The sequence below is a fragment of the Natronocalculus amylovorans genome, assembly GCF_023638035.1.
Lineage (GTDB): Archaea > Halobacteriota > Halobacteria > Halobacteriales > Haloferacaceae > Natronocalculus > Natronocalculus amylovorans.
Map to the genome: position 1 here is coordinate 13,708 of NZ_JAKRVX010000007.1, position 21,444 is coordinate 35,151.

Annotated in this window: 23 protein-coding genes; 12 read left to right on the plus strand and 11 right to left on the minus strand. The window is 49.2% G+C overall.

Annotated features, from left to right (window positions below; genetic code table 11):
* Positions 1 to 11: 11 nt before the first annotated feature.
* Positions 12 to 1,136 carry a tyrosine-type recombinase/integrase gene (locus tag AArcSt2_RS13745; RefSeq protein ID WP_250585415.1) on the minus strand — a complete coding sequence of 375 codons (1,125 nt, stop codon included), beginning with the start codon at positions 1,134 to 1,136 and terminating at the stop codon, positions 12 to 14.
* An 887-nt stretch (positions 1,137 to 2,023) separates the two neighbouring features.
* Here AArcSt2_RS13745 and AArcSt2_RS13750 point away from each other — a divergent pair.
* On the plus strand, positions 2,024 to 3,973 hold the full coding sequence (locus AArcSt2_RS13750; protein WP_302929097.1) for a histidine kinase N-terminal 7TM domain-containing protein: 1,950 nt from the start codon (positions 2,024 to 2,026) through the stop codon (positions 3,971 to 3,973).
* Between the two features lie 12 nt (positions 3,974 to 3,985).
* Here the strand turns inward: AArcSt2_RS13750 and AArcSt2_RS13755 are convergent, their stop codons facing one another.
* From AArcSt2_RS13755 to AArcSt2_RS13775, 5 genes are all read right to left on the minus strand, one after another.
* Positions 3,986 to 5,113 (minus strand): response regulator, encoded by a 1,128-nt coding sequence (locus AArcSt2_RS13755; protein WP_250585419.1) that lies wholly within the window; start codon positions 5,111 to 5,113, stop codon positions 3,986 to 3,988.
* 100 nt (positions 5,114 to 5,213) lie between these two features.
* Positions 5,214 to 5,624, minus strand: coding sequence for a DUF4870 domain-containing protein (locus tag AArcSt2_RS13760; RefSeq protein WP_250585421.1), 411 nt, complete (start codon positions 5,622 to 5,624; stop codon positions 5,214 to 5,216).
* Between the two features lie 87 nt (positions 5,625 to 5,711).
* On the minus strand, positions 5,712 to 6,530 hold the full coding sequence (locus tag AArcSt2_RS13765) for a winged helix-turn-helix transcriptional regulator (RefSeq protein ID WP_250585423.1): 819 nt from the start codon (positions 6,528 to 6,530) through the stop codon (positions 5,712 to 5,714).
* A gap of 124 nt (positions 6,531 to 6,654) precedes the next feature.
* Positions 6,655 to 7,650 (minus strand): hypothetical protein, encoded by a 996-nt coding sequence (locus tag AArcSt2_RS13770; protein ID WP_250585425.1) that lies wholly within the window; start codon positions 7,648 to 7,650, stop codon positions 6,655 to 6,657.
* Positions 7,651 to 7,839: 189 nt separating this feature from the next.
* Positions 7,840 to 8,499: a PHP domain-containing protein gene (locus AArcSt2_RS13775; protein WP_250585427.1), complete on the minus strand. Its 660-nt coding sequence runs from the start codon at positions 8,497 to 8,499 to the stop codon at positions 7,840 to 7,842.
* Between the two features lie 101 nt (positions 8,500 to 8,600).
* Between AArcSt2_RS13775 and AArcSt2_RS13780 the strand changes: the two genes are divergently transcribed.
* The 3 genes from AArcSt2_RS13780 to AArcSt2_RS13790 all read left to right on the plus strand — a co-directional run bounded on the left by AArcSt2_RS13780 (position 8,601) and on the right by AArcSt2_RS13790 (position 11,376).
* Positions 8,601 to 9,521 carry a diacylglycerol/lipid kinase family protein gene (locus AArcSt2_RS13780; RefSeq protein ID WP_250585429.1) on the plus strand — a complete coding sequence of 307 codons (921 nt, stop codon included), beginning with the start codon at positions 8,601 to 8,603 and terminating at the stop codon, positions 9,519 to 9,521.
* A gap of 138 nt (positions 9,522 to 9,659) precedes the next feature.
* Positions 9,660 to 10,778 carry a DUF3179 domain-containing protein gene (locus AArcSt2_RS13785; protein ID WP_250585431.1) on the plus strand — a complete coding sequence of 373 codons (1,119 nt, stop codon included), beginning with the start codon at positions 9,660 to 9,662 and terminating at the stop codon, positions 10,776 to 10,778.
* A 1-nt stretch (position 10,779) separates the two neighbouring features.
* Positions 10,780 to 11,376 (plus strand): hypothetical protein, encoded by a 597-nt coding sequence (locus AArcSt2_RS13790; protein ID WP_250585433.1) that lies wholly within the window; start codon positions 10,780 to 10,782, stop codon positions 11,374 to 11,376.
* A 31-nt stretch (positions 11,377 to 11,407) separates the two neighbouring features.
* Here the strand turns inward: AArcSt2_RS13790 and AArcSt2_RS13795 are convergent, their stop codons facing one another.
* Positions 11,408 to 11,671: a winged helix-turn-helix transcriptional regulator gene (locus tag AArcSt2_RS13795; RefSeq protein WP_250585435.1), complete on the minus strand. Its 264-nt coding sequence runs from the start codon at positions 11,669 to 11,671 to the stop codon at positions 11,408 to 11,410.
* Between the two features lie 125 nt (positions 11,672 to 11,796).
* Here AArcSt2_RS13795 and AArcSt2_RS13800 point away from each other — a divergent pair, with 125 nt between their 5' ends.
* The 4 genes from AArcSt2_RS13800 to AArcSt2_RS13815 all read left to right on the plus strand — a co-directional run bounded on the left by AArcSt2_RS13800 (position 11,797) and on the right by AArcSt2_RS13815 (position 15,826).
* Positions 11,797 to 12,582 carry a creatininase family protein gene (locus AArcSt2_RS13800; RefSeq protein ID WP_250585438.1) on the plus strand — a complete coding sequence of 262 codons (786 nt, stop codon included), beginning with the start codon at positions 11,797 to 11,799 and terminating at the stop codon, positions 12,580 to 12,582.
* A gap of 317 nt (positions 12,583 to 12,899) precedes the next feature.
* Entirely contained in the window at positions 12,900 to 13,664 is a 765-nt protein-coding gene (proC, locus tag AArcSt2_RS13805; protein ID WP_174655086.1) for a pyrroline-5-carboxylate reductase, read from the plus strand.
* Between the two features lie 4 nt (positions 13,665 to 13,668).
* A complete protein-coding gene (proB, locus tag AArcSt2_RS13810) occupies positions 13,669 to 14,502 on the plus strand; it encodes a glutamate 5-kinase (protein WP_250585442.1) in 834 nt (277 codons plus the stop codon).
* Entirely contained in the window at positions 14,495 to 15,826 is a 1,332-nt protein-coding gene (locus tag AArcSt2_RS13815) for a glutamate-5-semialdehyde dehydrogenase (protein WP_250585444.1), read from the plus strand. Before proB ends, AArcSt2_RS13815 begins: the two co-directional genes overlap by 8 nt.
* A gap of 12 nt (positions 15,827 to 15,838) precedes the next feature.
* Here the strand turns inward: AArcSt2_RS13815 and AArcSt2_RS13820 are convergent, their stop codons facing one another.
* The gene (locus tag AArcSt2_RS13820; protein WP_250585446.1) at positions 15,839 to 17,326 is read right to left on the minus strand and encodes an ATP-binding protein; all 1,488 of its coding nucleotides are present in this window, start codon (positions 17,324 to 17,326) and stop codon (positions 15,839 to 15,841) included.
* Between the two features lie 149 nt (positions 17,327 to 17,475).
* Between AArcSt2_RS13820 and AArcSt2_RS13825 the strand changes: the two genes are divergently transcribed.
* On the plus strand, positions 17,476 to 17,631 hold the full coding sequence (locus AArcSt2_RS13825) for a DUF7560 family zinc ribbon protein (protein ID WP_250585576.1): 156 nt from the start codon (positions 17,476 to 17,478) through the stop codon (positions 17,629 to 17,631).
* On the opposite strand, the gene AArcSt2_RS13830 is transcribed toward AArcSt2_RS13825, so the two are convergent.
* The 3 genes from AArcSt2_RS13830 to AArcSt2_RS13835 all read right to left on the minus strand — a co-directional run bounded on the left by AArcSt2_RS13830 (position 17,632) and on the right by AArcSt2_RS13835 (position 19,067).
* The gene (locus tag AArcSt2_RS13830; protein WP_250585448.1) at positions 17,632 to 18,087 is read right to left on the minus strand and encodes a pyridoxamine 5'-phosphate oxidase family protein; all 456 of its coding nucleotides are present in this window, start codon (positions 18,085 to 18,087) and stop codon (positions 17,632 to 17,634) included.
* A 76-nt stretch (positions 18,088 to 18,163) separates the two neighbouring features.
* A complete protein-coding gene (locus AArcSt2_RS16855; RefSeq protein ID WP_425493666.1) occupies positions 18,164 to 18,355 on the minus strand; it encodes a DUF7560 family zinc ribbon protein in 192 nt (63 codons plus the stop codon).
* A 64-nt stretch (positions 18,356 to 18,419) separates the two neighbouring features.
* On the minus strand, positions 18,420 to 19,067 hold the full coding sequence (locus AArcSt2_RS13835; RefSeq protein WP_174655081.1) for a helix-turn-helix domain-containing protein: 648 nt from the start codon (positions 19,065 to 19,067) through the stop codon (positions 18,420 to 18,422).
* 469 nt (positions 19,068 to 19,536) lie between these two features.
* On the opposite strand from AArcSt2_RS13835, the gene AArcSt2_RS13840 reads away from it, so the two are divergent.
* The 3 genes from AArcSt2_RS13840 (at position 19,537) to AArcSt2_RS13850 (ending at position 21,312) form a co-directional block, all read left to right on the plus strand.
* Positions 19,537 to 20,403 (plus strand): DMT family transporter, encoded by an 867-nt coding sequence (locus tag AArcSt2_RS13840; RefSeq protein WP_174655080.1) that lies wholly within the window; start codon positions 19,537 to 19,539, stop codon positions 20,401 to 20,403.
* Between the two features lie 85 nt (positions 20,404 to 20,488).
* Positions 20,489 to 20,893, plus strand: coding sequence for a helix-turn-helix domain-containing protein (locus AArcSt2_RS13845; RefSeq protein ID WP_174655079.1), 405 nt, complete (start codon positions 20,489 to 20,491; stop codon positions 20,891 to 20,893).
* A 56-nt stretch (positions 20,894 to 20,949) separates the two neighbouring features.
* Positions 20,950 to 21,312: a thioredoxin family protein gene (locus AArcSt2_RS13850; protein WP_174655078.1), complete on the plus strand. Its 363-nt coding sequence runs from the start codon at positions 20,950 to 20,952 to the stop codon at positions 21,310 to 21,312.
* Positions 21,313 to 21,444: the final 132 nt, after the last annotated feature.

Genomic DNA, 21,444 nt, shown 5'->3' on the forward strand with positions numbered 1-21,444 from the left:
CTAAACAGGATTTACTCACTGTCAAATACCTCACTCACATCGTCTGCCATCTCCGAGGCTTCAATATGTGAGTACATCTCAGAGGTTGTTTTCGGATCGGCGTGTCGTAGAACGCGTTGTGCTGCTGCTGCACCCCGCGATCGGTACAGTTTTTCACCAACACCACGGCGAGCGCCATGTGGCTTAAGATATCCGCCCGCAACGTCGATTTCTCCCGCTTTACACAGTCGCTTCAGAACCGATCGACCACCATCAGTAGATAATGCAGGTGGGCTAATCCCGAGTGATCGACACATCGCTAGTGGTGTCTGGTTCTCTGAGTTCTCGTACTCATTTGGAAGCACACGGTACAACGAAGGTGCATGATTTGTCACAAAGACGGGCCAAGCCTCCGATGCCGGGTTGAGCACGCGTTTCAGCTGTCGCAGCGGGGAGTGAACTTGTCGAGGAAGTTGGGTTGGCTCTCGCTGTTGGCTCTTCCCGAAGACAATCATTGTTCCATCCTCAATGTTGAGGTCTTCCCATCGAAGCCCAACCCGACGATCGTCTTTTGTCGATCGAAGCACCTCTGCCCCTCGGACACCAGTGTATGCAAGTACATACGCAAGTGCACGATCGCGAACCGGAGTGAGTGCCTTTTCATCCAGCCCATGCTCATCGATCGCAGCTGATGCCCGGTTGTCCACAAACTGCAAGAGTGCATTTCGATCGTCTGCACTCCAAAACTGCTGTTTGCTACTGTCTGAGGTAGGTCGATCAGGGAGTTCGCTTTTGACGATCGCCTTCTGTGCGGGGTTTTCGGTCAGATATTCCCACTCTTTGCAGTAGTGCAAAAACGCGGAGACGTTATCGAAGTACGTCCATGCCGTTGCAGGAGAGATTCCACCCTCAATGTCCGGGTTTCTGTTGGCGTTAACACGTCGAGTGAGGTACTGCGCATAGTCAGCCATCGCCCGTTTGTCAACGCTGTCGATCGTGGTGACACCGTTTGTTTCGAGTCTCGATCGCCAATTCTCTAAGATCCCTTCAAGATTCGATTGATAGTTTCCTGACTTCGATCCCGACTGTAGGAACTCGTGGATGGTGCGATCGAGGTCGTTTCCCCCCGTTGAAGAGCCCGAATGTGTGGAATCCATGGTTCGTACGTCGTGTACAGCGTCGACCCTCATAAATCCACTCCGCATTACGAGAGTAATGCAGAGTGCAAATGTCGATCAACTTTCTGCTCATGATTTTTTGGTCTAAGCATGCTTAGCAGACGATATTCTGGAGATTAGTAACTAGGTAAAGTTAGAATAAAGTATATAATGCTATATTAAATTGGTCAACAATCCGATCCACAAACTCAAAAGAGAAATATTAGTTTTCGGGTCTGTCTGTGGCATATTCTGGAACGTTGGTCTAGCAAACATCGATACCACAGACATTTGGATCAAACCACTCCATTTTGACGACGATCGATAAACCCGATCTCACGGCACTTGCGCGTTCTATATTGTACGACAGTCGGTGCGGGTATCACCGCAGGTGGAGTTGGCTCAGTTCTCAATCATAAGGAGGACAAGATTCCCTCCATTGTTGTGTGGAATAATCGTCCTGACGAGGTGCCCAATAGATGGAAACGTCACTGAGGGCACTGAGTATTGGCACTCAAAATAGAACTGTTCTGACGATACATTCCATACACGGCGTATGCCCGCTAGTTGTCACCAAGCCGATAATGACACCAGTAAGGATCAGTGCAGACAGTAACAGCACTCTAATCGTTTGACTTTGGCGAGGCGATCGGTAAGTCACTCTGTTACCTCGGTAAGGCGCATCATGTCCACCGATTTCTGTATACAGATATAAGATCTCGCTGAGGTATCACTCAGCAGGGTGCTTTCTTTGAGAACACCTCAAGAACTTACAGTACGATGTACCTCTTACAGCGATCGGTGGTGCACCCGATGGCAACGATCGCGCACATCTCCTAGCAACCCATCACTTTAATAATCATATTTACAAACATATTGTGAATTCAATGTTTGGCTGGGAGTGGCAGTATACCCCGTACATACCATTGCTGTGGGCCGCAGCACTGAGTATGACAATTATCGGGTTGTTTGCGTGGCGCAATCGTGGTGCCACCGGTGCAAGATCATTCTCAGTACTAATGTTTGCATCTGCACTGTGGGCAGTGACGTATGCGTTCCAGATTGCAGGGGCGAATGAGGTCACGATCGGATTTTGGGCTGATGTGAACCACATCCCGGTAACAGTCGCACCAGTTGCGTGGTTTTGGCTATCGTTACAGTTTACCACGTACAAACGGTTTGCAACTCGCCGACTGCTAGCTGTTTTTGTTACTATTGCGATCGTCTATCTTACATTTGTGTTCACAAACAGCTGGCATAGTCTTGTTCGAGGGCCGATTGAGCCAACGATAGTCGCAGATGGAGCACTCGTTATTTCGGAACATAGTTTTGGGCCTGTTTTTTGGCTACATACCGCATATAGCTATCTGCTTATACTCCTTGGAATTGGCCTCTTTGTCCAGTTGCTTATTTGGTCTCCTGCGGTGTACCGACGGCAAGTCTCGTTATTAATTCTCGGTGGTGCGGTAGCCGTTGGGACAAGTGCGGTATATCACACAGGATTGAGTCCAATACCGTACGTAGATATTACACCGTTTGGCTTTGCAATCACTGGCATTATATTTTTTATTGCGATCTACCAGTACCAGCTCTTTGATCTCACTCCGATCGCACGATCGTTTGTTATTGATCGGTTAGAGGAGGGGGTCGTCGTATTGGATCCTCAGTACAGAATTGTCGACATGAATGTCGCTGCACAATCACTATTGCTCCCGCCTGATGCGACCGCCATTGGCGAACGAGTAGATGTCTTGCTTCCAACAGCAGTCTGTCAGTCACAGTTCGGTGGATTTGTCCCGATGACGACAAAAGATGGATCCGCACGATCGCTTGGTGACGAACGAGTGAGAATGACAAATGAACCGCCAAATATGGCTGAATCAACACAAGCAGTCAATAAGGTGGAGAGAACAAACAGCGTCAAGGCCGTATTAGATAATCCAGAAACAGCCAGTGAGACACAGCATACTGCTCTTATTGCCGTTGAACACGATATGGAGACGACGTACGTGCAGATTTCAACAACGCCGATCGTCGATGCCCGTGATGATCTGGTCGGCTATTCAATGGTACTCCATGATATGACACAAACATATCAACTTCAATCGAAACTACAGCGCTCAGCAAAGAAACTACAGCGATCGAACGAGGACTTAGAAGCATTTGCAGGCGCAGTATCACACGACCTTCGAGCACCGCTCCGTGCAATAGATTGGAACTTGGAACGGCTCGAAGACGGGATTGAACACTCATCAGAGCAGTCTGAGTTGGCCAAAACTGCAAAAGAGAACACCGAAGCTGCGCAAGAGATGATACATGCACTTCTCTCATATGCCAAAGTTGGAGGCCCTGAAACCTCGTTTGAGCATGTCGATTGCAATGTTGTTGTTAATCGAGTACTCAGTCGGCTACAGTTTGATATTCAAAACGCGGACGCGACGGTGAAATACGAAGAGCTCCCGACGGTTACAGGTTCGTCACATCTCTTAGAGCTCTTATTCCAGAACCTACTCTCAAATGCGCTCACATATTCAGATGAGACCAACCCGGAGATTGAGATCAGTGCAACGACCATACGCGATGGACACAAGATTCACATTTCGGACAATGGGGTCGGTATTGATCCAGATGCAATTCCATATGTATTCGACATATTCTACCAAGTAGATCCAGCAAATACGGATGGCGGCACTGGAATGGGGCTTGCAATCTGTAAAAAAATCGTTGAATCACATAATGGCGAAATAACAGTTGACTCTACGCCTGGTGTTGGGACAACAGTCACGTTATATTTCCCACAGAATACAGAGCCATTTCTGTCATCACAGCCACAATAACAGATCACTCTATTACGTGCGATCGAACTCGATCGAAATAACGGACCCACTCGGTTGGTTCTTTGCAACAGTGACCCTACAGCCAAGGTCTACAAGCACAACCGCTGCAAACTGCAGTCCAACAGTTGCGGTTTGATCGCGTTGGTGGTGCGGATTCCGTAGTATTTTTTCATGTGCGATTGGCAGTTGATCACCAGTGTTCGCGATCTCTACTGTCGCAACATCCGAATCTGCAGTAACAGTAACGACAATTGGGTCTGTCGGTACGGTCGACCGCTCTACCGCATTCTCTAGAAGATGGGTGAGCGCAGATGAGACCATTGGGCTCCCCGCGATTGAAATGACCTCATCAACGCTTTTGTCGGCAGACTTCGCTCGAGATTGTGTGCTCGAACATTCATATGAGCACTCGATCGTCGCGTCAGATTTTGATTGAACAGTTGCCACTGCAGTAGAGAGCTGTTGGTTCAGTACAAACGGCTGATACGCAATTGTATCAGATACAATTGTATCAGTCAGCTTGACAGCCGTATCTGTTTTTTCAGCAATGTTGTATCCTGCGTTGAGAATGCGATCGACAGCATCAGCGTGTGAGTCGATTGTGGTACGCAGTACATCAGCCTCGCCAATAATCAGGTTCACTTCGGTACGGATATCCTTGCGGACCAACTGATGTACGAGTGTCAACCGGCGAGTCGCGTCGGATAACTCATGTTTGATACGAGCCCGTTCGACAGCATAGCGGAGTGTCCGTACCAAGACACTATTATTCAGTGTTTCTTTACAGATGAAATCCTGTGCACCGCGCTGAATAGCTTCAACACCCAATTCGGATTCTGGGTGTCCAGTGAGAACAACAATCGGTATCTGATCAACATGTTCAGAGACTCGCTCAACCGTCTCAATACCACGACTATCTGGGAGATCAAGGTCAAGAAGGATAATATCTGGTTCGACAGACACAACCGAACTGAGTGCATCACGAAGCGACGAGACATGTGTGATCTCGCCAATAGCTATCACCTGGCTGTTTTGAGTCCCTGAGCTGCTCAGTTGGTCAGTGAGCGTCCATTTAACTAACTGCGCGTCATTCGGGTTATCTTCGACAAGGAGGACGTCAACAGGTGAGTCTTGCATCATCGGTCTGGAGTATGGGTGTAATCCTCAAGTAGTATAGAAAGCTATTCTGTTTTACATATATCATCTATGGCAACGAGACAACATGGCAGCTGCGTCGGAGCTATTCCACCATCCGCGATCGGGCAAATGCCCCAACAACGGGAATAGAGTATTCGGCACCTTGGTATGCTTTGTACATAAGAAACGCCCAGACAACCAGCATAATCGGTGCAAATAGTAAGCCGATAAGTCCAATCACGGCACTGATGATCCACCCGATAACGGGGACAAGCGTGAGCACAGTCAACAGTGTTGAGAGCACAATTGATAAAATAACCAGCCCACCAAGGAATACAATACTCTGTGCCGCGTGGAACTTCACAAACCGATCGTCTTCTTCGATTACATAGAAAATGATTCCAGTCAATGGACCCAGAAGATACGCAAGAGCACCTGCAACGTTTGAGTCGAGACCAGTGCTACTTTCTGTGGTTTCTTGTTCCGCGGTCTGCTGCTGGATTTCTGCTGACATACTAATTCACATACAATTTCTGTAAGTAGATATAAATAACAAAACTGAGTCCAAACAAAGTAAATAACTTACTTTCTGGTAAGCGAGCTACGTCATTGAGTCCGTTAATTGACTGATACGATCGAGAAATGACTGATACTCAGTCTGTTGTTGCAGTGTGTCAGAGCTGTAACACTGTTCAAACAGTTGTTGTTTCTGCTGCAATCCGGATAGCACCCGCTCATTTTCTGATTCTTCATTACGGGAGAGCTGTCGATCGATTGCAGCGAGCACTGTTGAGCGAGTAAGCGGTTTCCGCAGTAGTTCATCGGAGTCAATGCTAAGCGTTTCAAATCCCGGTTGGCTCTCTGTCAACAACACAGTTCGGCATGGTGTTTCAGTGATCGCTGGAACAACAGCAGGATCGACACCCGGGACCTGACTCGAAAAGAACACGACATCCGGCATCTGGTCGATCGCTTCGGTAAGTTGTATCCAATCATGTGCACGAAGGACCGTATATCGATCGTCAAGCCAGCGTTGATACATGTGAGTGAGTCGCCGATCGGATTCGACAACAAGAATCGTCGCTGTAACCGCGTCAAGATGCTCAGTACCCCACTGTGCAAACGATTCTAATGCTGCGTTGAGCTCGTTACCTGCAGGTGTAAGCTCATACTGTACTCGGAGCGGAGACTGACTGATAACGGTCCGATCAACGAGGCCAGCGTCTTGAAGCGCTTCAAGGGTATCAGAGAGCACTTTTCCGGAGATGTCTGGTATTGCAGACAGTAGATCATTAAAACCAGATTTTTCTCCATGTGCTAACACGACAAGCACGACGGGGTGCCACTTTCCTGAGAGCAGCGACAGCGTATCAAGCGCTTTTTGTGCTGAAGGAGGAACATCCAGCTCTTGATATATCATATAGATACCCAGTACGGATATTATATTAAACTATTTAACATTCTCTCCGCGGTTCAAAGAAGTAATCAGTACCACGAGTAGGGACGATTAGTGGCAATATATTTATTTACTACCCGATGTTGGCTCAGGTCGATTCAGTTGTGACATTGGAATCTGCAATATCAGTCTGTTGATCAGTAGTTGTAGAATTGGTATCTTCCATCTCTGCTCGACGGGTGAGCTCTGAGAATTTTTTCGATCGTGACTCGATCGCCCGCAACGTGTCCATATCTGGCGTATCATTCGCAGATTCAATGAGAAATGTCGTAATGACGACCGTTTTGATCCATGGTTTCAGCATACCAGTGTAGAGAGTGAGAGCAATTCCAGCAACAAACACCCAGCCGATCGCCTCAACAGTTGGTGAGATGTTCCCGATAACGATTGCAAGTGGGGACAGTGCCAAAAGCAGTGCAAACGTCAGTACATACAGTGCTAAAACGATAACAAGCGTGGAACCAAGTACCGGCTTCCAATTCTTTCCGTATAGTACGACACCGTCTCGTGCTGCGCGCCATGGGTTTGACTCATCTTTCGTAAACATATACGCTAACACTGCTTCATCGATGTATGAGGCTGCAATAGCAACGGTCCGACCCAGTATTTGTGTGAGACTTCGGAGTGCTGAAGAAAATGAGAGCATTCTCGAGACGGAGACAACACGATTATTGAATTGTCGAATAACAGACTTGACGAGTTGATCGAGCGCAAACAATGCACTCGTTTCGGTAAATCGTGATTTAACTTGCCCAGTTCCAAATCGAAGTTGGTTCGGTGGTGACTCACCAGTATCGATGATATGTGCAATCACTGCGATATGGCCTGCCTTGATTACGTACAGTACGTACCGAACAAGCAGCCGCCATAACCCAATAAATAGCACAATTGCAACAAGCAAGCCAACAATCGCGATACCGCTTGAAATGGTTCCTGCATTCAATAGATAGTAGCCAACACCAGCAGTGAGACCAAAGTAGACGATCGTTGCAAGTCCAAGTGCAGCACCGACTCCCATGCGGAGCAGTACAAAAGGGAGCGTTCGGAAAAACACACGAGTGGCAGTTCTGAAATGAAACTTCATAAGTATGGTCTCTAAATTGGAAATAATAAGTATGCGCTGGTACTGAGCTAACCGACTAGGTTACGCATCGGTCACAGCCGCCCTACAAGCGAACGATGTCAGTTATATTCTCGCGTGTAGATCAGAACCCATTAGTCTGAGAATACAGAATTATACGATCACAGTTCAGGGCTGAGTTAACACAGTTGATTACTTGGATTTGAGCCGTCTTTTTGTATAGTGGATCGCCGTGTATATCGAACCAATCCCACGCAGAATCGGCCCATCCCGAAATACCGGCTCGACGTTCCCTGCCTGTATTGCGTCAACTACGGCCTTAGGAGTGAATCGATCGATATCCAGACGCGTCGATACACGTCCAACCTCAAATGGAAAGTGCGCATCGCTCCCACCAACGATTGGGAGGCCACGATCCTCCGCAAGGGCTTCGATGCGTCGACGGTACTCGGGGTGTTTGCCGTTGATTTCGACAGCATCGAAAGGGGCATTACTCTCTCGGAGCAGACTATTCCGAAACGGATGAGCAATGATCGCCGCACAGCCATGCTCGTGGGCAAGATCAACGGCCGCGTTCGGTGAGAGTGACCCGCGCTCAGTTTGCATTGGTGGGTCAGGACCAACGACGAGTAGATGGCCTTTCGTTGTCGATATCTCTATGCCGGGGATACAAGTAGGGCTGACCAGGGTTTCAGGGCGAAAGTAGTCATGGTTGGTGACTGCGATCCCGTCCAATCCTCGGCGCTTTCCAATTGCGAGCGCGAGTCGAGTCCCAATCGGATCGTAGGCTGCACCGGTCGACGGATCGAAATGAAAAAACCGACTATGCGTATGCAAATCGCAGTCAAACACAAATAGTCTTAATCGACAATTCATAAATAAATGGGGGACACCAGTCAGAAATCTGCCGGAATGCAATACATTCATCGCGGTGAGGAACCCACGTTGGTGTAGTGACCGACCCATCGACGGTCGTGATCCGAAACCCACGAAGTGGTGATGGAAAGCGAACACAACAGGCTGCTAAGATTGCACGCAACCGTGGCTACGATGTCCTCGATACCAGCAGCGGAACAGAGACGATCGCCCTTGCGGCCGAAGCCGCCACGCGAGCCGAAAGGGTCGTTGCTTGTGGCGGAGATGGCACCTTAAATAAGACGGTCCAAGGAGTGATCAAATCCGAGCAACTCGATGCAGTCTCGCTTGGCGTGATTCCGGCCGGGACAGGAAATGATTTCGCGGATAATATCGGAATCCGTGGAATCAAACACGCGTTCGAGGTAATAGAGTCAGGAGAGGAGCGGCACTTAGATCTCGGAATCGCAAACAGCCAGCCATTTCTTAACTCCTGTGTTGGCGGCTTGACAGCCGAGTCGAGCAGCCGAACCTCTCGAGATCTCAAACGTCGGCTTGGTGTGTTAGCGTACGTCCTAACGACACTGTCGACAATGCGGAGTTTCGAAGGGCTCGAACTCCGAATCTCGGTTGGCCCTGATGCCGATCCAGTGTGGACCGGGAGCGCACTGATGGTTCTTATCGGGAACGGCCGACGCTTCCCGGGTGAGCGAATGCGACAGGCAAACATGGAAGATGGGCTCGTAAACGTCGTCATTGTCGAAGACGTACCGGCCATAGACTACTTTTCAAAAGGTGCGGCCGACACACTGCTTCGTCGCGGGGGAAGCCATCTTACGCGGATAAAGTCAGAACATCTAACCATCCAAGTCGATGGACTGCCAGTCCAGTTCAGTCTCGATGGCGAAATGATCGATGCGACAAAATTGACCGTGGATAGCCACCCCGGAGCGCTTCGATTCTTGGTAGGCCCGAGCTACGACCCGAGCCCCCCTGACGGAACCCAATCAAAGCCATAGCCAACAGAGGGCTCCTACAGAAGATATGGCAGTGTCAAAAAAGATGGTCAAAACACAGTACACGGTTTGTTCTGAAATCTGTGTATCGAGGACGCACAACCGCTACACCATCTTATAAGCGACGCTCGTACTCTCTGTATGGATAATACTCGAAGACAGAGTCGACGATCGGTGCTCGCGGCGATCGGTCTCGCAGCAACTGCGGGCTGTCTTGGAGTACGCTCTGATGGGCAGCAAGGGGCTGGCAGTGATACTGATCCTAAGTATCTCAATATTGGTGGTATTGAGCAAAATCCGGACGGCCCCGCACCACCAACAGCAGCGCAGGTACGTCACCTCCCGCACTCACTGAACGATCTCCGTGCAGCAGCACAAAGTGGTGGCCCGGGTGTTGATGGAATCCCTGCGATTGATGAGCCACAATTTCACGGCGCTGAGGATTCACGTCGATCGGGAGAAGCACCCGTATTTGGAATTGTACACAATGGAGAAGCGAAAGCGTATCCGCAGCTTATTTTGGTGTGGCATGAGATCGCAAACGATACGATCGGCGGGGATCCGATTGCCATTACCTACTGTCCACTGACTGGAACCGCACAGGCATTCGATCGCGGAGAAACAACGTTTGGTGTCTCCGGACGGCTAATAAATAGTAATTTGCTGATGTACGATCGTGGCACAGGAAGCCTATGGCCGCAGATTACCGCACAAGCAATTGAGGGACCGCTTGAAGGAGAACAACTCGCAGAGAAGCAACTCATTTGGACAACATGGGACAAGTGGCGAACAGCGCATCCGGATACTAAGATACTCACGGAGGATACCGGATATCAGCGACGATATGGGAACGATCCATACGGGTCGTATCTTCCACCACGAGGCTACTATACCAATGATAATCTCATGTTTGAGCCGTTGGCAGAAGGAAATGAACACCCAAAAGAGGTTGTTATTGGAACGCGAACAGCCGATGGTGCGATCGCGTTCAACAAAGAGCGACTCCTCTCTGAAGGTATCCTTACCGGTGAGATAGATGGAACGACCTACACTGCGGTCGCAGATGGGCGGTTCGAGACTGGCTACATCTATGAAACACCGGACGGGACAGCGGTCACAATGGATTCACATGGCGAAGCGTATCGCGTGGATGGTGAAGATGCAACACCGGATGCATTGCCGCTCGATCGAGAGATCGGGTTTGATGCAATGCATTTTGCATGGCACGGCTACTACCCCGATACCGAGTATGTGAACTGATATGATTCGAAAACTCATACGGAATGTTACGATCGCAACCCGTGGTGCACTCATACGACGTGATGGTGCAGCTGTGTTTCTGTTGACTGTCGTTGGATACTTTGTCGTGTATGAAATTGCAATCGCAAACCTCGGAAGAGCGTTCACTGTTGGATCGGTATCGATCAGCGTTGTCGATCAGCCACTCCAAAGAGCGTTTGAGTCGACAGGACCATATCAGTATGAACCAATTGCACTCATCGAACTGTATATGATCGAATACCTCTTTGCACCAGTGACCGCAGCGATCGGTGTGGTACTCGCAGTACTTGTGGGGCTAAATTTTGCGATCGCCGTCGTTTCGTGGAGACAACCGCGTGCATGTGGGCTCGCAGAGCGGAAAACCTCTGCCGGAGGGCTTTTTGCGGGGATTCCAGCACTACTTTCTGGGACCGTCTGTTGTGGTCCAGCGATCTTGCTTGTCATCGGTGTCCAAGCAACTGCAGGGCTTATGGCTGTGTTTCAGTGGCTTCTCCCAGTTGCGATCGCACTGTTGATCGGATCGTTACTCTGGATTAGTAAAGACGTAACCACAAACGCAAAATCGAGTTCCTCATAACACGATCGGCAGCGGTGAATGTAAGCACTATCTACGTACGTGATCGTGATGTTGGCTCAATAAGGTCGTTATAGCCTTGACTGAGCGAGTACACTCGTTTTCGAGCGTCGGGGATGAAAATATCCTCTTCAATAATACCAAGCGAGGACAACTCATCTAACGCACTTCGAACAGTCCGAGGGGCAAGCAGCGATTCTTCTGCAAGACTTTTTTGTGTCTGTTCACCGTTCCATTCAAGAATTTTAAGTACAAGTTTTGCGCTTGGTGGAAGTTGTTGAATTTCTTGCTGAATCATAGCTACAGATAGAGATACTGTTTAAAAAATGATATCGCGGTTGTTCGAAGTTCGTGCATAACAGATAGGGTACGGGGAATCAGCCGTATCGATTTTATTTTGCCTGCAGCAGATTATCACTAACTATGACTGCAGTATCAGGTGATACATTCAGAGTTTCCGAAATGACGTGGCAGGAGATCGACACCGCCCTGAAACAGACACAGACGCTATTAGTACCAGTTGGAAGCACAGAACAACACGGCCATCATATGCCGCTTGGGGTAGATGTATATATGCCGGAGGCGATCGGCGAGCGGGTTGCAGACCAAGTGCCAGCGCTTCTTGCGCCGCCAATCTGGTACGGTGTGAGCCCACACCATACGTTCAAGCCAGGAACGTTCACCGTCTCAACAGACACGTTTCAACAGTATGTCTTTGAGATCTGTGCGTCGGCTGCAGAGTGGGGAATTGAGAATGTACTGCTACTAAATGGCCACTATTTAGCGCAGGATCCAGAGCTGGAAATTGTCGTTCGAGAACTCCGAACAAAGTGTGATATCCAAGCGTTCCACGTTCCACTGGTAAATCTGTTCGCGGATGTTGCCGAAGAGATTCGGACAGGAGAGGTCTCGTTCCATGCATCGGAGTTCGAGACAAGTATTATGTTGGAGCTGTTCCCAGAGTTCGTCCATATGGATCGAGCAACGAATGTAGAGCCACCTGCTGAGTCGCTCTCATTGACTGATTACGACGCGCTTGGAGAGAACAAGGTAGGATGGTCGCTCACGGCCAAAGATATGGAAGCGCTCACACCAGCAGGGAATATTGGCGATCCAACCGTTGCAACGAAACAGAAGGGAAAAGCGTTGGTCGAGGCAGCAGTCTCGGATATTTGTCTGCTAATTGACGATCTTCAAAAAGACAACTGAGTGTATCAGGCTATTTTCACAACTTAATTTTTGCGGTACTATTTTACAAACAAATATCCGTGTTTTGTCAGCATGCTATAAATATTAACAATTCAGTCACAGTAGTAGAGATTCATTATTAAGTAGAATATTCTGCCTATTCTACCATGTGTTTTTATTATTTGTCTATAGGAGTTAGTAATAATAAAATTCTCTTATTTAAATTTTTAGTAGCCGAAGTATGGTGTTTATATTATTCTATCAGAGTTCGTCAGAGCGTGACAGTGATTGTTCGAAACCAAAACTGTATGTTCTAAAATCAACTGATATATGTTACAATGACCACCGTGAGTATTATCGGATGCGGGAATATGGGTGGATCTTTACTGCGAGGCCTTTCACAGTCCGGTAAATACACGCTCATAGCCTGCGATTTGGACCCTACTGCCCGTGAGAATGCAGCGCCGTTTTGCGATCGCACGACAGACGATCTCAAAGTTGCAGCGGAAGCAGATATAGTCATCATTGCAGTGAAGCCAGATCTCGTTGAACCGATCGTTTCGGACCTACATCTTGATCCAGAGCAGACCTTGCTCACGATTGCAGCAGGCGTTGCAACCGATCGCGTCGAACAACACACGGATGCAACGGTTGTCCGAGCCATGCCAAACCTTGCAGCAGACACGCAGAATATGGCTGCAGCAGTGACAAAATCGACCGTAACAGATGAGATCCGATCGATACTTGATATCGTTGGAGAGTATGTCGAGATCGATGAGGCGCAGATGGATATCGCAACCGCAGTCAACGGGAGCGGCCCCGCATTTGTGTTCTATCTATTGGGTGCAATGAGAGATGCGGGAATCGAAGGTGGACTCTCTCCAGATGATGCAGAGGTACTCGCAGCCCAGACATTCAAGGGTGCGGCAGAGACCGTCCTGCGGTCGGACCGGTCGATTGATGAATTAATTGATGCAGTCTGTTCGCCAAAGGGAACCACGATCGAGGGAATGAATGTATTGTGGGACAGCACTGCAGATGAAGCAGTTATTGAAGCAGTCAGAGCAGCAGAACGCCGATCAAAAGAGCTTGCCAGTGAGTGAACAAATGAGCAGTAACAAAGGTATTGACACTATTGCAGCAGCACGAATGCAAGCTGCCAATGGAGAACGTGTTGTCGTCAAAGCGGGAACGAACTCGCTGACCGACGAACAGTCAAATCTCGATGATGCAAAACTCGACAAGCTCGTCGACGATATCACAGACCTTCACAACGCAGGAAAAGATGTGATTTTTGTGTCGTCCGGTGCAGTTGGTGCAGGAAAAGGTAGAATTGGGTTCAACGGAGAGACCATCGAAGAGTCACAAGCGCTCTCAACGGTTGGGCAAAGCTATCTGATGCGGCGATATACAGAAAGTTTTGAGCGCTACGACCGAAAGATCGCACAGATTCTCCTCACACAGCATGATTTAGAGAATCCAGAACGGTTTACGAACTTTCGGAATACGATCGAAACGCTGCTTGAGTGGGATATTATTCCAATCATCAACGAGAATGATGCGGTAACGATTCAGGAGATACAGATTGGTGACAACGATATGCTCTCCTCGTCCGTTGCGATCGGCCTTGATGCAGACTTGCTCGTAACATTAACTGACGTTGGTGGCGTCTATACTGGTAATCCAAAAGACGATCCAAACGCGGAGCGGATTGAAGCAGTGTCTAATAATTATGCAACCGTTCAGTCAATTGTCGAGGCAACGTCATCAGGCTCGTTCGGTGGCATCCGAACGAAAGTACAGGGTGCTCGTGGGGTCAGCGAACACGGCATCCCTGCAATTATTGCACAATCAACTGAAGAAAACGTATTACAGAAGGTCGCCGCTGGTGAACCAGTAGGAACAATTTTCCTTCCAATAAACGGTGAGACAGATGAGTAACAACACAGATTCAATCGAACAAGGTGTTGAAGATGCACAGCGAGCAGCGTTGAAACTTGCAACGCTCTCAGAAGCACAACGAAACGAGGCACTGCATGCGATCGCCGATGCGATCGATTCACACCACGAAGCGATACTTAAAGAGAACAAAAAAGACGTGCGCCACGGAGAAGAGTTGCTTGCGAAAGGAGAGTACAGCCAAGCGTTGGTCGATCGGCTCAAACTCTCCGAATCAAAGCTTGAGAGTATCTCCGAGATGGTTCGCAGCGTTGCACAACAGGAGGACCCACTTGAGAAGACGCTAACTGCACGACACCTTGATCACGGATTAGACCTCTACAAGGTGGCAGTCCCGATCGGTGTTGTGGGGACGGTGTTTGAGTCACGGCCTGACGCGCTAGTCCAGATCGCAGCGCTCAGCCTCAAATCAGGCAACAGCGTGATCTTGAAAGGCGGAAGCGAGGCAAAACATTCGAATAGAGTGCTGTATCGGCTTATTATCGAAGCAACGTCGGATATACCGGCCGGGTGGGCACAACACATCGAGGCACGAGAAGAGGTTACAGCGCTCTTAGCGATGGATGAAAAGATCGATCTGCTCATGCCACGTGGAAGCTCCGAGTTTGTGCAGTATATTCAAGACAATACAAGCATCCCGGTTCTTGGCCACACAGAGGGTGTATGTCACGTCTTTGTAGACAAAAAAGCGGACCTACAGATGGCATCGGATGTTGCATTTGATGCAAAAGTGCAGTATCCCGCAGTCTGTAATGCGGTTGAAACGCTGTTAGTGCATGAGTCAGTTGCGGACGCATACCTGCCCGATATTGTATCACGATATGAGGAGGCCGGTGTTGAGGTTCGCGGTGATGAAAAGACACAATCGTATGTGGAGGTTGAGGATGCAACTGAGAAGGATTGGGCAACTGAGTATGGCGATCGGATCATTTCAGTCAGAGTTATAGATTCGCTTGTAGATGCGATCGATCATATCACAACCTACAGCTCAAAACATACGGAGTCCATTATAACGGAGGATTCCGATCGGGCAGAACAGTTCATGCGGAATCTTGACTCCGCAAGCGTCTTCCATAACGCCTCAACACGATTCAGCGACGGCTACCGGTTTGGACTTGGTGCTGAGGTTGGAATTAGCACCGGAAAGATTCACGCACGGGGACCAGTCGGCCTTGAAGGGCTGACAACGTACAAATATCATCTCGAAGGCGATGGTCATATTGTTGCGAGCTATGCTGGTGAGGATGCAATACCGTTCCAACACGAGGAGTTTGACGGGACATGGCCACCAACAGCTGACAAGTAGCGTTTCACGGTGTCACAGTAACTCGTTTGACCGCTCTGAAAGTGCACGATCGAAGTGTGCAAACGTGATCTCATCACTTTCTGTTTCATATGCCGCGATGCGAGCGGCATCGATGACGAGCGCCTCAATATCTGCAGCAACGGCACCCGCAGTTTCAGTTGCAATCGTTTCCAGTTCCATCTGCGTAAGATCGCTTGGTCGGTCGGCAAGCAGTGTACTGAGAATTTCAATACGACCGGACTCATTCGGCGTACCAATCTCCAGTTTTAGATCAATACGACCGTTGCGGATCGCAGCCGAATCTAAATCTTCAAATCGATTTGTGGCACCGATAAACAACACATTCGTATCGGTGGTTTCACTCAGTTGTGAGAGCAGTTCATTGACGACTTTCCGGTTCTCTTCGTGCATTCGACCGTCGCGAGCGGGGAGAACGCTGTCAAGTTCGTCAACAAAGATGATAGCACCACCATTTGTCTCGGCGATCGATCGGGCTTCCGAAAACAGCTGTTTGATTAGTTGTGGGCTTTTGTTCATCCATTCGCTCGTGATATCAGCCCCACTAAGACGAGCCGTGGGGTACGAAAGCTCGTTTGAGAGCGCACGCGCAAGGTGTGTCTTGCCAGTGCCAGGTGGCCCATACAGCAGGAGGTTTGGAAGCGGGATGGAAAATATTTCAGTTCGATCGCGATCGCCAGTAAGCGGAGTGATAATGTCTCTGTCGAGTTTTGCGATGATCTCAGAGAATCCACCAACCATCTCCATTGTGACAGCGGTCTCATGCGTCCATGCAAAGGTCTGCTCTCGATTCCGACCCGTATTGGGCTGAGTCGACCGGTCCGTCGACGGTGGTGTGTGTGAAGTCATAGTGTTTGGTGAGCGATCACGCCATCGTGTTCGGTTAGAGTTGATATGTGTGGGCGGCGTCTGTTTTGATGAGTACGACCCGCCACGGTGGGATTGGGAGTCTGTTTCACTGTTTTCCTCGTTGTCAGCAGTAACGGTCTCCCAGAGCGTATCAAGCTCGTCTTGTGAGATATCCGATCGGAGAAACTGTTCAATATCTCCGGGTTTCATCATAGATGGATCCGGTGTTGAATCAGCGGGAGTCATCCGACTATGTGTTCGGTCGACACTGAATGCCGCAGCAAAGAGCGCTCCAGCAAATAGGATACTCCAGCCGATAATGGCCACTGATGAGAGATCAGTCACGAGAATGCTGCTACTGGATAGAACTACGGTGGCAGCGCCAGTGAACAGTACACCGATTGCCGCACCAACAACGGTACCATAGGGGAGCGTATCTGTAGGATGATCGGACGAAAACAGGCTGTAGTAGCGATGCATGACAACAAAGCCGATTCCTGCAGCCATTAGTAGTGTAATAAAGACGCCAACAACGGTGAGTAGCTGGCTGCTAACTGCGGCAAGTACAAAAGCGGTGAGCAACGCGAGCGCAGTGCCAGCGGCCGAAACTGTAAGATACGGTGTTGAGTTCATCAGGCTATGCCTCAGTTATATTGACTGTTGGGAAACCAAATAGTTAAATGGTAACTGTAGACTGTATCTGAGATGTAGATTGCAATCAAAGAAGTGGTGTTTTTGTGCCTCGACGCTGAAAAGAGTTGCAAGGAGTACAAATCGCCGTGATGAAACATTTCGTCTTCGTCTGCCCGGATTGTCAGCAAACGATCGAGGTAAACGACCAGATGCGGGAAACGATCCTCAAAACGGGCTGTCCAGTTTGTACGAGCACGGCATCAACAGCGGATTTTGCGTCAAATACGAGCGAAAGCGAGTGTTAATTAGGCGCTGTCTCGATCTATCGTCACCGTTCGGCCGCTCAGCGTCTCTGGAACCAGTTTGTACAGTTCAATATCTAGATCGGCTTTCCCTTGTGCCCAGATTTCAAAGAGTGGTCGCCGCGTCTCACCATACTGTTCGATCGTCTCTGGCGTGAGTTCGCTCAGCTCGATACGTTCTAACAAACCGTTTGCAACAACGCTTGCGTAGGTTTCATCACCTTCTTCATAAACCACTACTCTTGCATCCGGGGTTGAGGAAAGAAACGCACGTTTTTCGCTTTCAGGTGTTGATACCAGCCGCATAAACAGCACCTGATTTGTGGAATCATAGCCATAAGAGATTGGAATCGCATATGGACTGTCGTCGCGAGCTAATGATAAGACGCCAGTCTCATGCCGGCTGAGAAAGTCATCAATATCCGAAGCCGACATATCCGTCTCGCGGTGATCGCTCATATACAGCAAGACTCAGTGGGAAATAATAAAACCCACGAGGTTGCCGGCGGTTACGAGTATGGGTGGCAGCCAACGATTAGTTTGTATTTGGGTGTGTAAGTGGGGTGAAAGCCGCCTCTGTAACTGGGCACCCACACACAACACACCCAGTTTGCACGAGTGTCGCCTTCATGGCGTCATCAAGTTCGATCGTTCGCCGACAATGTGGGCAGGCGAACGAATGTGTTTGTGTAGGAGGCATATGAGTAGCTACGCACGTATTCCCCATGTAAAGGCTGGGTGATTCCCACACCCAAAGAATACGGCCACCAACTCACAAATCGGCAGTCGGCTTATGAAGAGTCAACGATCGAACCGAGAATTTTCCGCTGTGCCGCTGCAAGGTGTTCAGTAAACGTGGATTGATCAATTCCGAGTGAAGCTGCGACCTCACCAGCGTTCGCACCTTTCGGGTGGGTAAAGTATCCCATCTCATATGCCGTATTGAGTACTTCACGTTGCCGTTCTGTTAACTGACTTCGATCGACTTGGATAAGATCAGATTCACTGGCATCGGCTGACGATTGTAAGAGTCGTTGAACCTGTAAGTCAGTGTAAACTTCTCTAAGTGAGTCAAGGATCGATCGTAGCACTGGGAGATCAGTTGCATGAAATGTCAAAAATAGTTTCCCGTCACGAATGATTGTCTCGGCAACTGGAACACCATGCTGTTCGATCCGCTCAAATGGTGAGTCGTCACTCCGATGCATTGTAAATCGATAGGCCGTTTTTGTGCCGTAATCAAACACCTGGGTAAAGCCGATAGAATCAGGTAGTGAGCACGAATTATCGAGAATACATTCGACAGTTACGGTCTCAGGCGCTTCTTTCGAGTAGCTCCGAGTAAGTGAGTAGATTGGTGGTCCAGAGACTGTCAGCTCGGTAAGTGGGCACGTGGAAACGGTCGGCAGGCAGATCTCTGCACGAATACCCGACGTCATTACATCAATACCCGTGAAGCATTTGGAAATAAGTGTCGACACAGTATTGTGGGTGCTACCTATAACAGCGAGAGAGTCCCGGCGTTTACGCCGGGCGTGAATCGCGCCGAGTGTCTCTCAAACCGGGGTTTTAATTTGAATCAAGCCTTATGTTTAGATAGCTCACTTGGGAAAATTGGAGGTGGTTTGGCGTTCCTCCGTTATCAAAAACGCGAGCCTGCCCGATGTGAGACTCTGCCGTAAGGCTGAGTCAGGTCGATGGCACGGCCTATGTGGTTCAAGCAGATACTCAAGTACACCACTCCTTCACAGGACTGACGAACAGCACACAAACCGGAGTACCGCAAGGGAATCTTGCCTCCGTGTCTGTGGGCCCGCCACAGACAGCGAGAGGAAACCTCGGCGTTTACGCCGAGGAGGATGTCATTCATTCCGACGCGCTTTTTGAGAAGCGTGTAACCGTACACATATGGACGACGAGTCAGTTGGGATGCTATTGGTATTCATTTCAGCAGCTGGCTTTGCCACACTGGGCGTCCTTGGGATTGTTGCTGCTGAGGAGGGCATATCGATACCGACAGTACTCTCGCTTCGGTTCCTGCTTGCGTCTGCGATCGTATGGGCGGTATTATGGTACGGAGAACGGCTTACACTACTTACTGGCCGATCGCTGCGCTACGCGATCGCCCTTGGTGCAGTTGGCTATGCCTCGATGAGCGGAATGTACTTTCTTGGGTTGGAGTTCATGACTGCAGGCATGGTTGGAATTGTTCTCTATACGTATCCGGCCTTTGTTGTCTGTTTCGCACTGCTTGTACGGCCGGAGAGGGTAACACGCATTCTACTTCTGGCACTTGGACTCACCATTGCCGGTGTCTCACTGATTACGGGGGCAAACCCGGCTGGTGCTGACCCGCGTGGTGTCGCGGTTGTATTGGTTGGCGCGTTTGCGTACGCAGCATACATTACGCTGAGTCAACGAGTCCTACGGACAACCTCTCCGGAGGTGCTGACAGCACACGTACTCCCTGCTGCAGCGGTCACATTTATTTTAGTAGGGACAGCAACAGACTCACTTGCACTGCCAGAAACAGCTCTCGGATGGGGGACAGTTGCTGCAATTGCAGCGATTGCAACCGCAGTTCCAGTGCTCACATTCTTTGCTGGAATCCAGCGGTTGGGAGCAAGCAGAGCAAGTATCATAAGCACTGTTGAGCCAGGAGTTACCGTCCTCTTAGGTGCAGTATTTCTCGGCGAGCCGGTAACCGCAGCAATCGTCGCTGGGGGTGTTCTCATTGTAACCGGCGTTCTGTTGATCCAACGCGGCTCAGACTGATACGAACAGATTACTGTTGGTTTATACGGTTGTGCACATGATACACAAACATATTTAGTAGTGTATGCCCAATCTATAATAACAAATGAGCAAATCAGTTGTCGACATATTACAAAGTGACATGGAATGCGAGGGTCTTCTTGAGTGTTTCCACGGGCTCAAAGCGTTAGATAAACAGTGTTTCTCTGCACTCGTCGAAGCAGAAGAACCGCTCACTATTGACGACCTTGCTGAAGTCGTTGATCGAGAGCGATCGACAGTGTACCGTGCAGTGCAGCGGTTGCTTGAGGCAGGGTTTGTTGAAAAAGAGCAGATCAACTACGAACACGGGGGCTACTATCACGTATTCAAGCCGGCAAACCCAAGCGAAGTCCGCGAAAATATGCAGCGAATGCTGAACGACTGGTATGCAAAGATGGGCCAACTAATTCAAGAGTTTGAAAATAAATACGACGAATCACACAAAGTGAGCGTCCAAGTCGAACAGTAATACAACTTGTTGATTGCTCACCTTCTTATCAATAGGGATATTGTATCGTGTATACAATGTCTGATACAGGATCAAAACGGCAGCAGCCAGTCAAATTAGCTGATGAAGCTGCCGTCGACGAATTTATTCAAAGTCACAGCATCGCGCTCTTAGAGCTGTACACAACAGGATGTGGTATTTGTGAAAGTATGGAGCCAGTCATTGGCAACGTTGCAAAAGAGACACCCGCGGCAGTTGGTGTTGTGAATGCTCGAAGCGATCCCACACTGATCGATCGATTCACAGTGCGAAGTGTGCCAAAATTTGTACTGTTTGTTGATAGAGAGACGGTCGCAGAGCGTGCAGAAGGATTCATTCCAGGGGCCGATCTATCGGAATGGATTGTTAGAGAGGCTGAAAAAACAAGTGACTCGACGTAATATAATTTCACAGGACAGCATTCGCTCACGCCGTAGTAGAACTGGACGGACTGACCAAACAACTCTGTATTAAGTTCGCGCTCAATCGGTTGGTTTGACATATAGTGTCACCTCAAACAGATTTATCCGCGG

Bases quoted from the DNA above. Each gene is read 5' to 3' on its own strand.
- AArcSt2_RS13835 (WP_174655081.1), bottom strand. From the start codon at position 19,067: ATGACGTCGGGTATTCGTGCAGAGATCTGCCTGCCGACCGTTTCCACG.
- AArcSt2_RS13840 (WP_174655080.1), top strand. From the start codon at position 19,537: ATGGACGACGAGTCAGTTGGGATGCTATTGGTATTCATTTCAGCAGCT.
- AArcSt2_RS13750 (WP_302929097.1), top strand. From the start codon at position 2,024: ATGTTTGGCTGGGAGTGGCAGTATACCCCGTACATACCATTGCTGTGG.
- AArcSt2_RS13795 (WP_250585435.1), bottom strand. From the start codon at position 11,671: ATGATTCAGCAAGAAATTCAACAACTTCCACCAAGCGCAAAACTTGTA.
- AArcSt2_RS13770 (WP_250585425.1), bottom strand. From the start codon at position 7,650: ATGAAGTTTCATTTCAGAACTGCCACTCGTGTGTTTTTCCGAACGCTC.
- AArcSt2_RS13845 (WP_174655079.1), top strand. From the start codon at position 20,489: ATGAGCAAATCAGTTGTCGACATATTACAAAGTGACATGGAATGCGAG.
- AArcSt2_RS13760 (WP_250585421.1), bottom strand. From the start codon at position 5,624: ATGTCAGCAGAAATCCAGCAGCAGACCGCGGAACAAGAAACCACAGAA.
- proC (WP_174655086.1), top strand. From the start codon at position 12,900: ATGACCACCGTGAGTATTATCGGATGCGGGAATATGGGTGGATCTTTA.
- AArcSt2_RS13825 (WP_250585576.1), top strand. From the start codon at position 17,476: ATGAAACATTTCGTCTTCGTCTGCCCGGATTGTCAGCAAACGATCGAG.
- AArcSt2_RS13755 (WP_250585419.1), bottom strand. From the start codon at position 5,113: ATGATGCAAGACTCACCTGTTGACGTCCTCCTTGTCGAAGATAACCCG.
- AArcSt2_RS13790 (WP_250585433.1), top strand. From the start codon at position 10,780: ATGATTCGAAAACTCATACGGAATGTTACGATCGCAACCCGTGGTGCA.
- proB (WP_250585442.1), top strand. From the start codon at position 13,669: ATGAGCAGTAACAAAGGTATTGACACTATTGCAGCAGCACGAATGCAA.
- AArcSt2_RS13820 (WP_250585446.1), bottom strand. From the start codon at position 17,326: ATGAACTCAACACCGTATCTTACAGTTTCGGCCGCTGGCACTGCGCTC.
- AArcSt2_RS13785 (WP_250585431.1), top strand. From the start codon at position 9,660: ATGGATAATACTCGAAGACAGAGTCGACGATCGGTGCTCGCGGCGATC.
- AArcSt2_RS13850 (WP_174655078.1), top strand. From the start codon at position 20,950: ATGTCTGATACAGGATCAAAACGGCAGCAGCCAGTCAAATTAGCTGAT.
- AArcSt2_RS16855 (WP_425493666.1), bottom strand. From the start codon at position 18,355: ATGGGGAATACGTGCGTAGCTACTCATATGCCTCCTACACAAACACAT.
- AArcSt2_RS13815 (WP_250585444.1), top strand. From the start codon at position 14,495: ATGAGTAACAACACAGATTCAATCGAACAAGGTGTTGAAGATGCACAG.
- AArcSt2_RS13765 (WP_250585423.1), bottom strand. From the start codon at position 6,530: ATGATATATCAAGAGCTGGATGTTCCTCCTTCAGCACAAAAAGCGCTT.
- AArcSt2_RS13800 (WP_250585438.1), top strand. From the start codon at position 11,797: ATGACTGCAGTATCAGGTGATACATTCAGAGTTTCCGAAATGACGTGG.
- AArcSt2_RS13830 (WP_250585448.1), bottom strand. From the start codon at position 18,087: ATGAGCGATCACCGCGAGACGGATATGTCGGCTTCGGATATTGATGAC.
- AArcSt2_RS13745 (WP_250585415.1), bottom strand. From the start codon at position 1,136: ATGGATTCCACACATTCGGGCTCTTCAACGGGGGGAAACGACCTCGAT.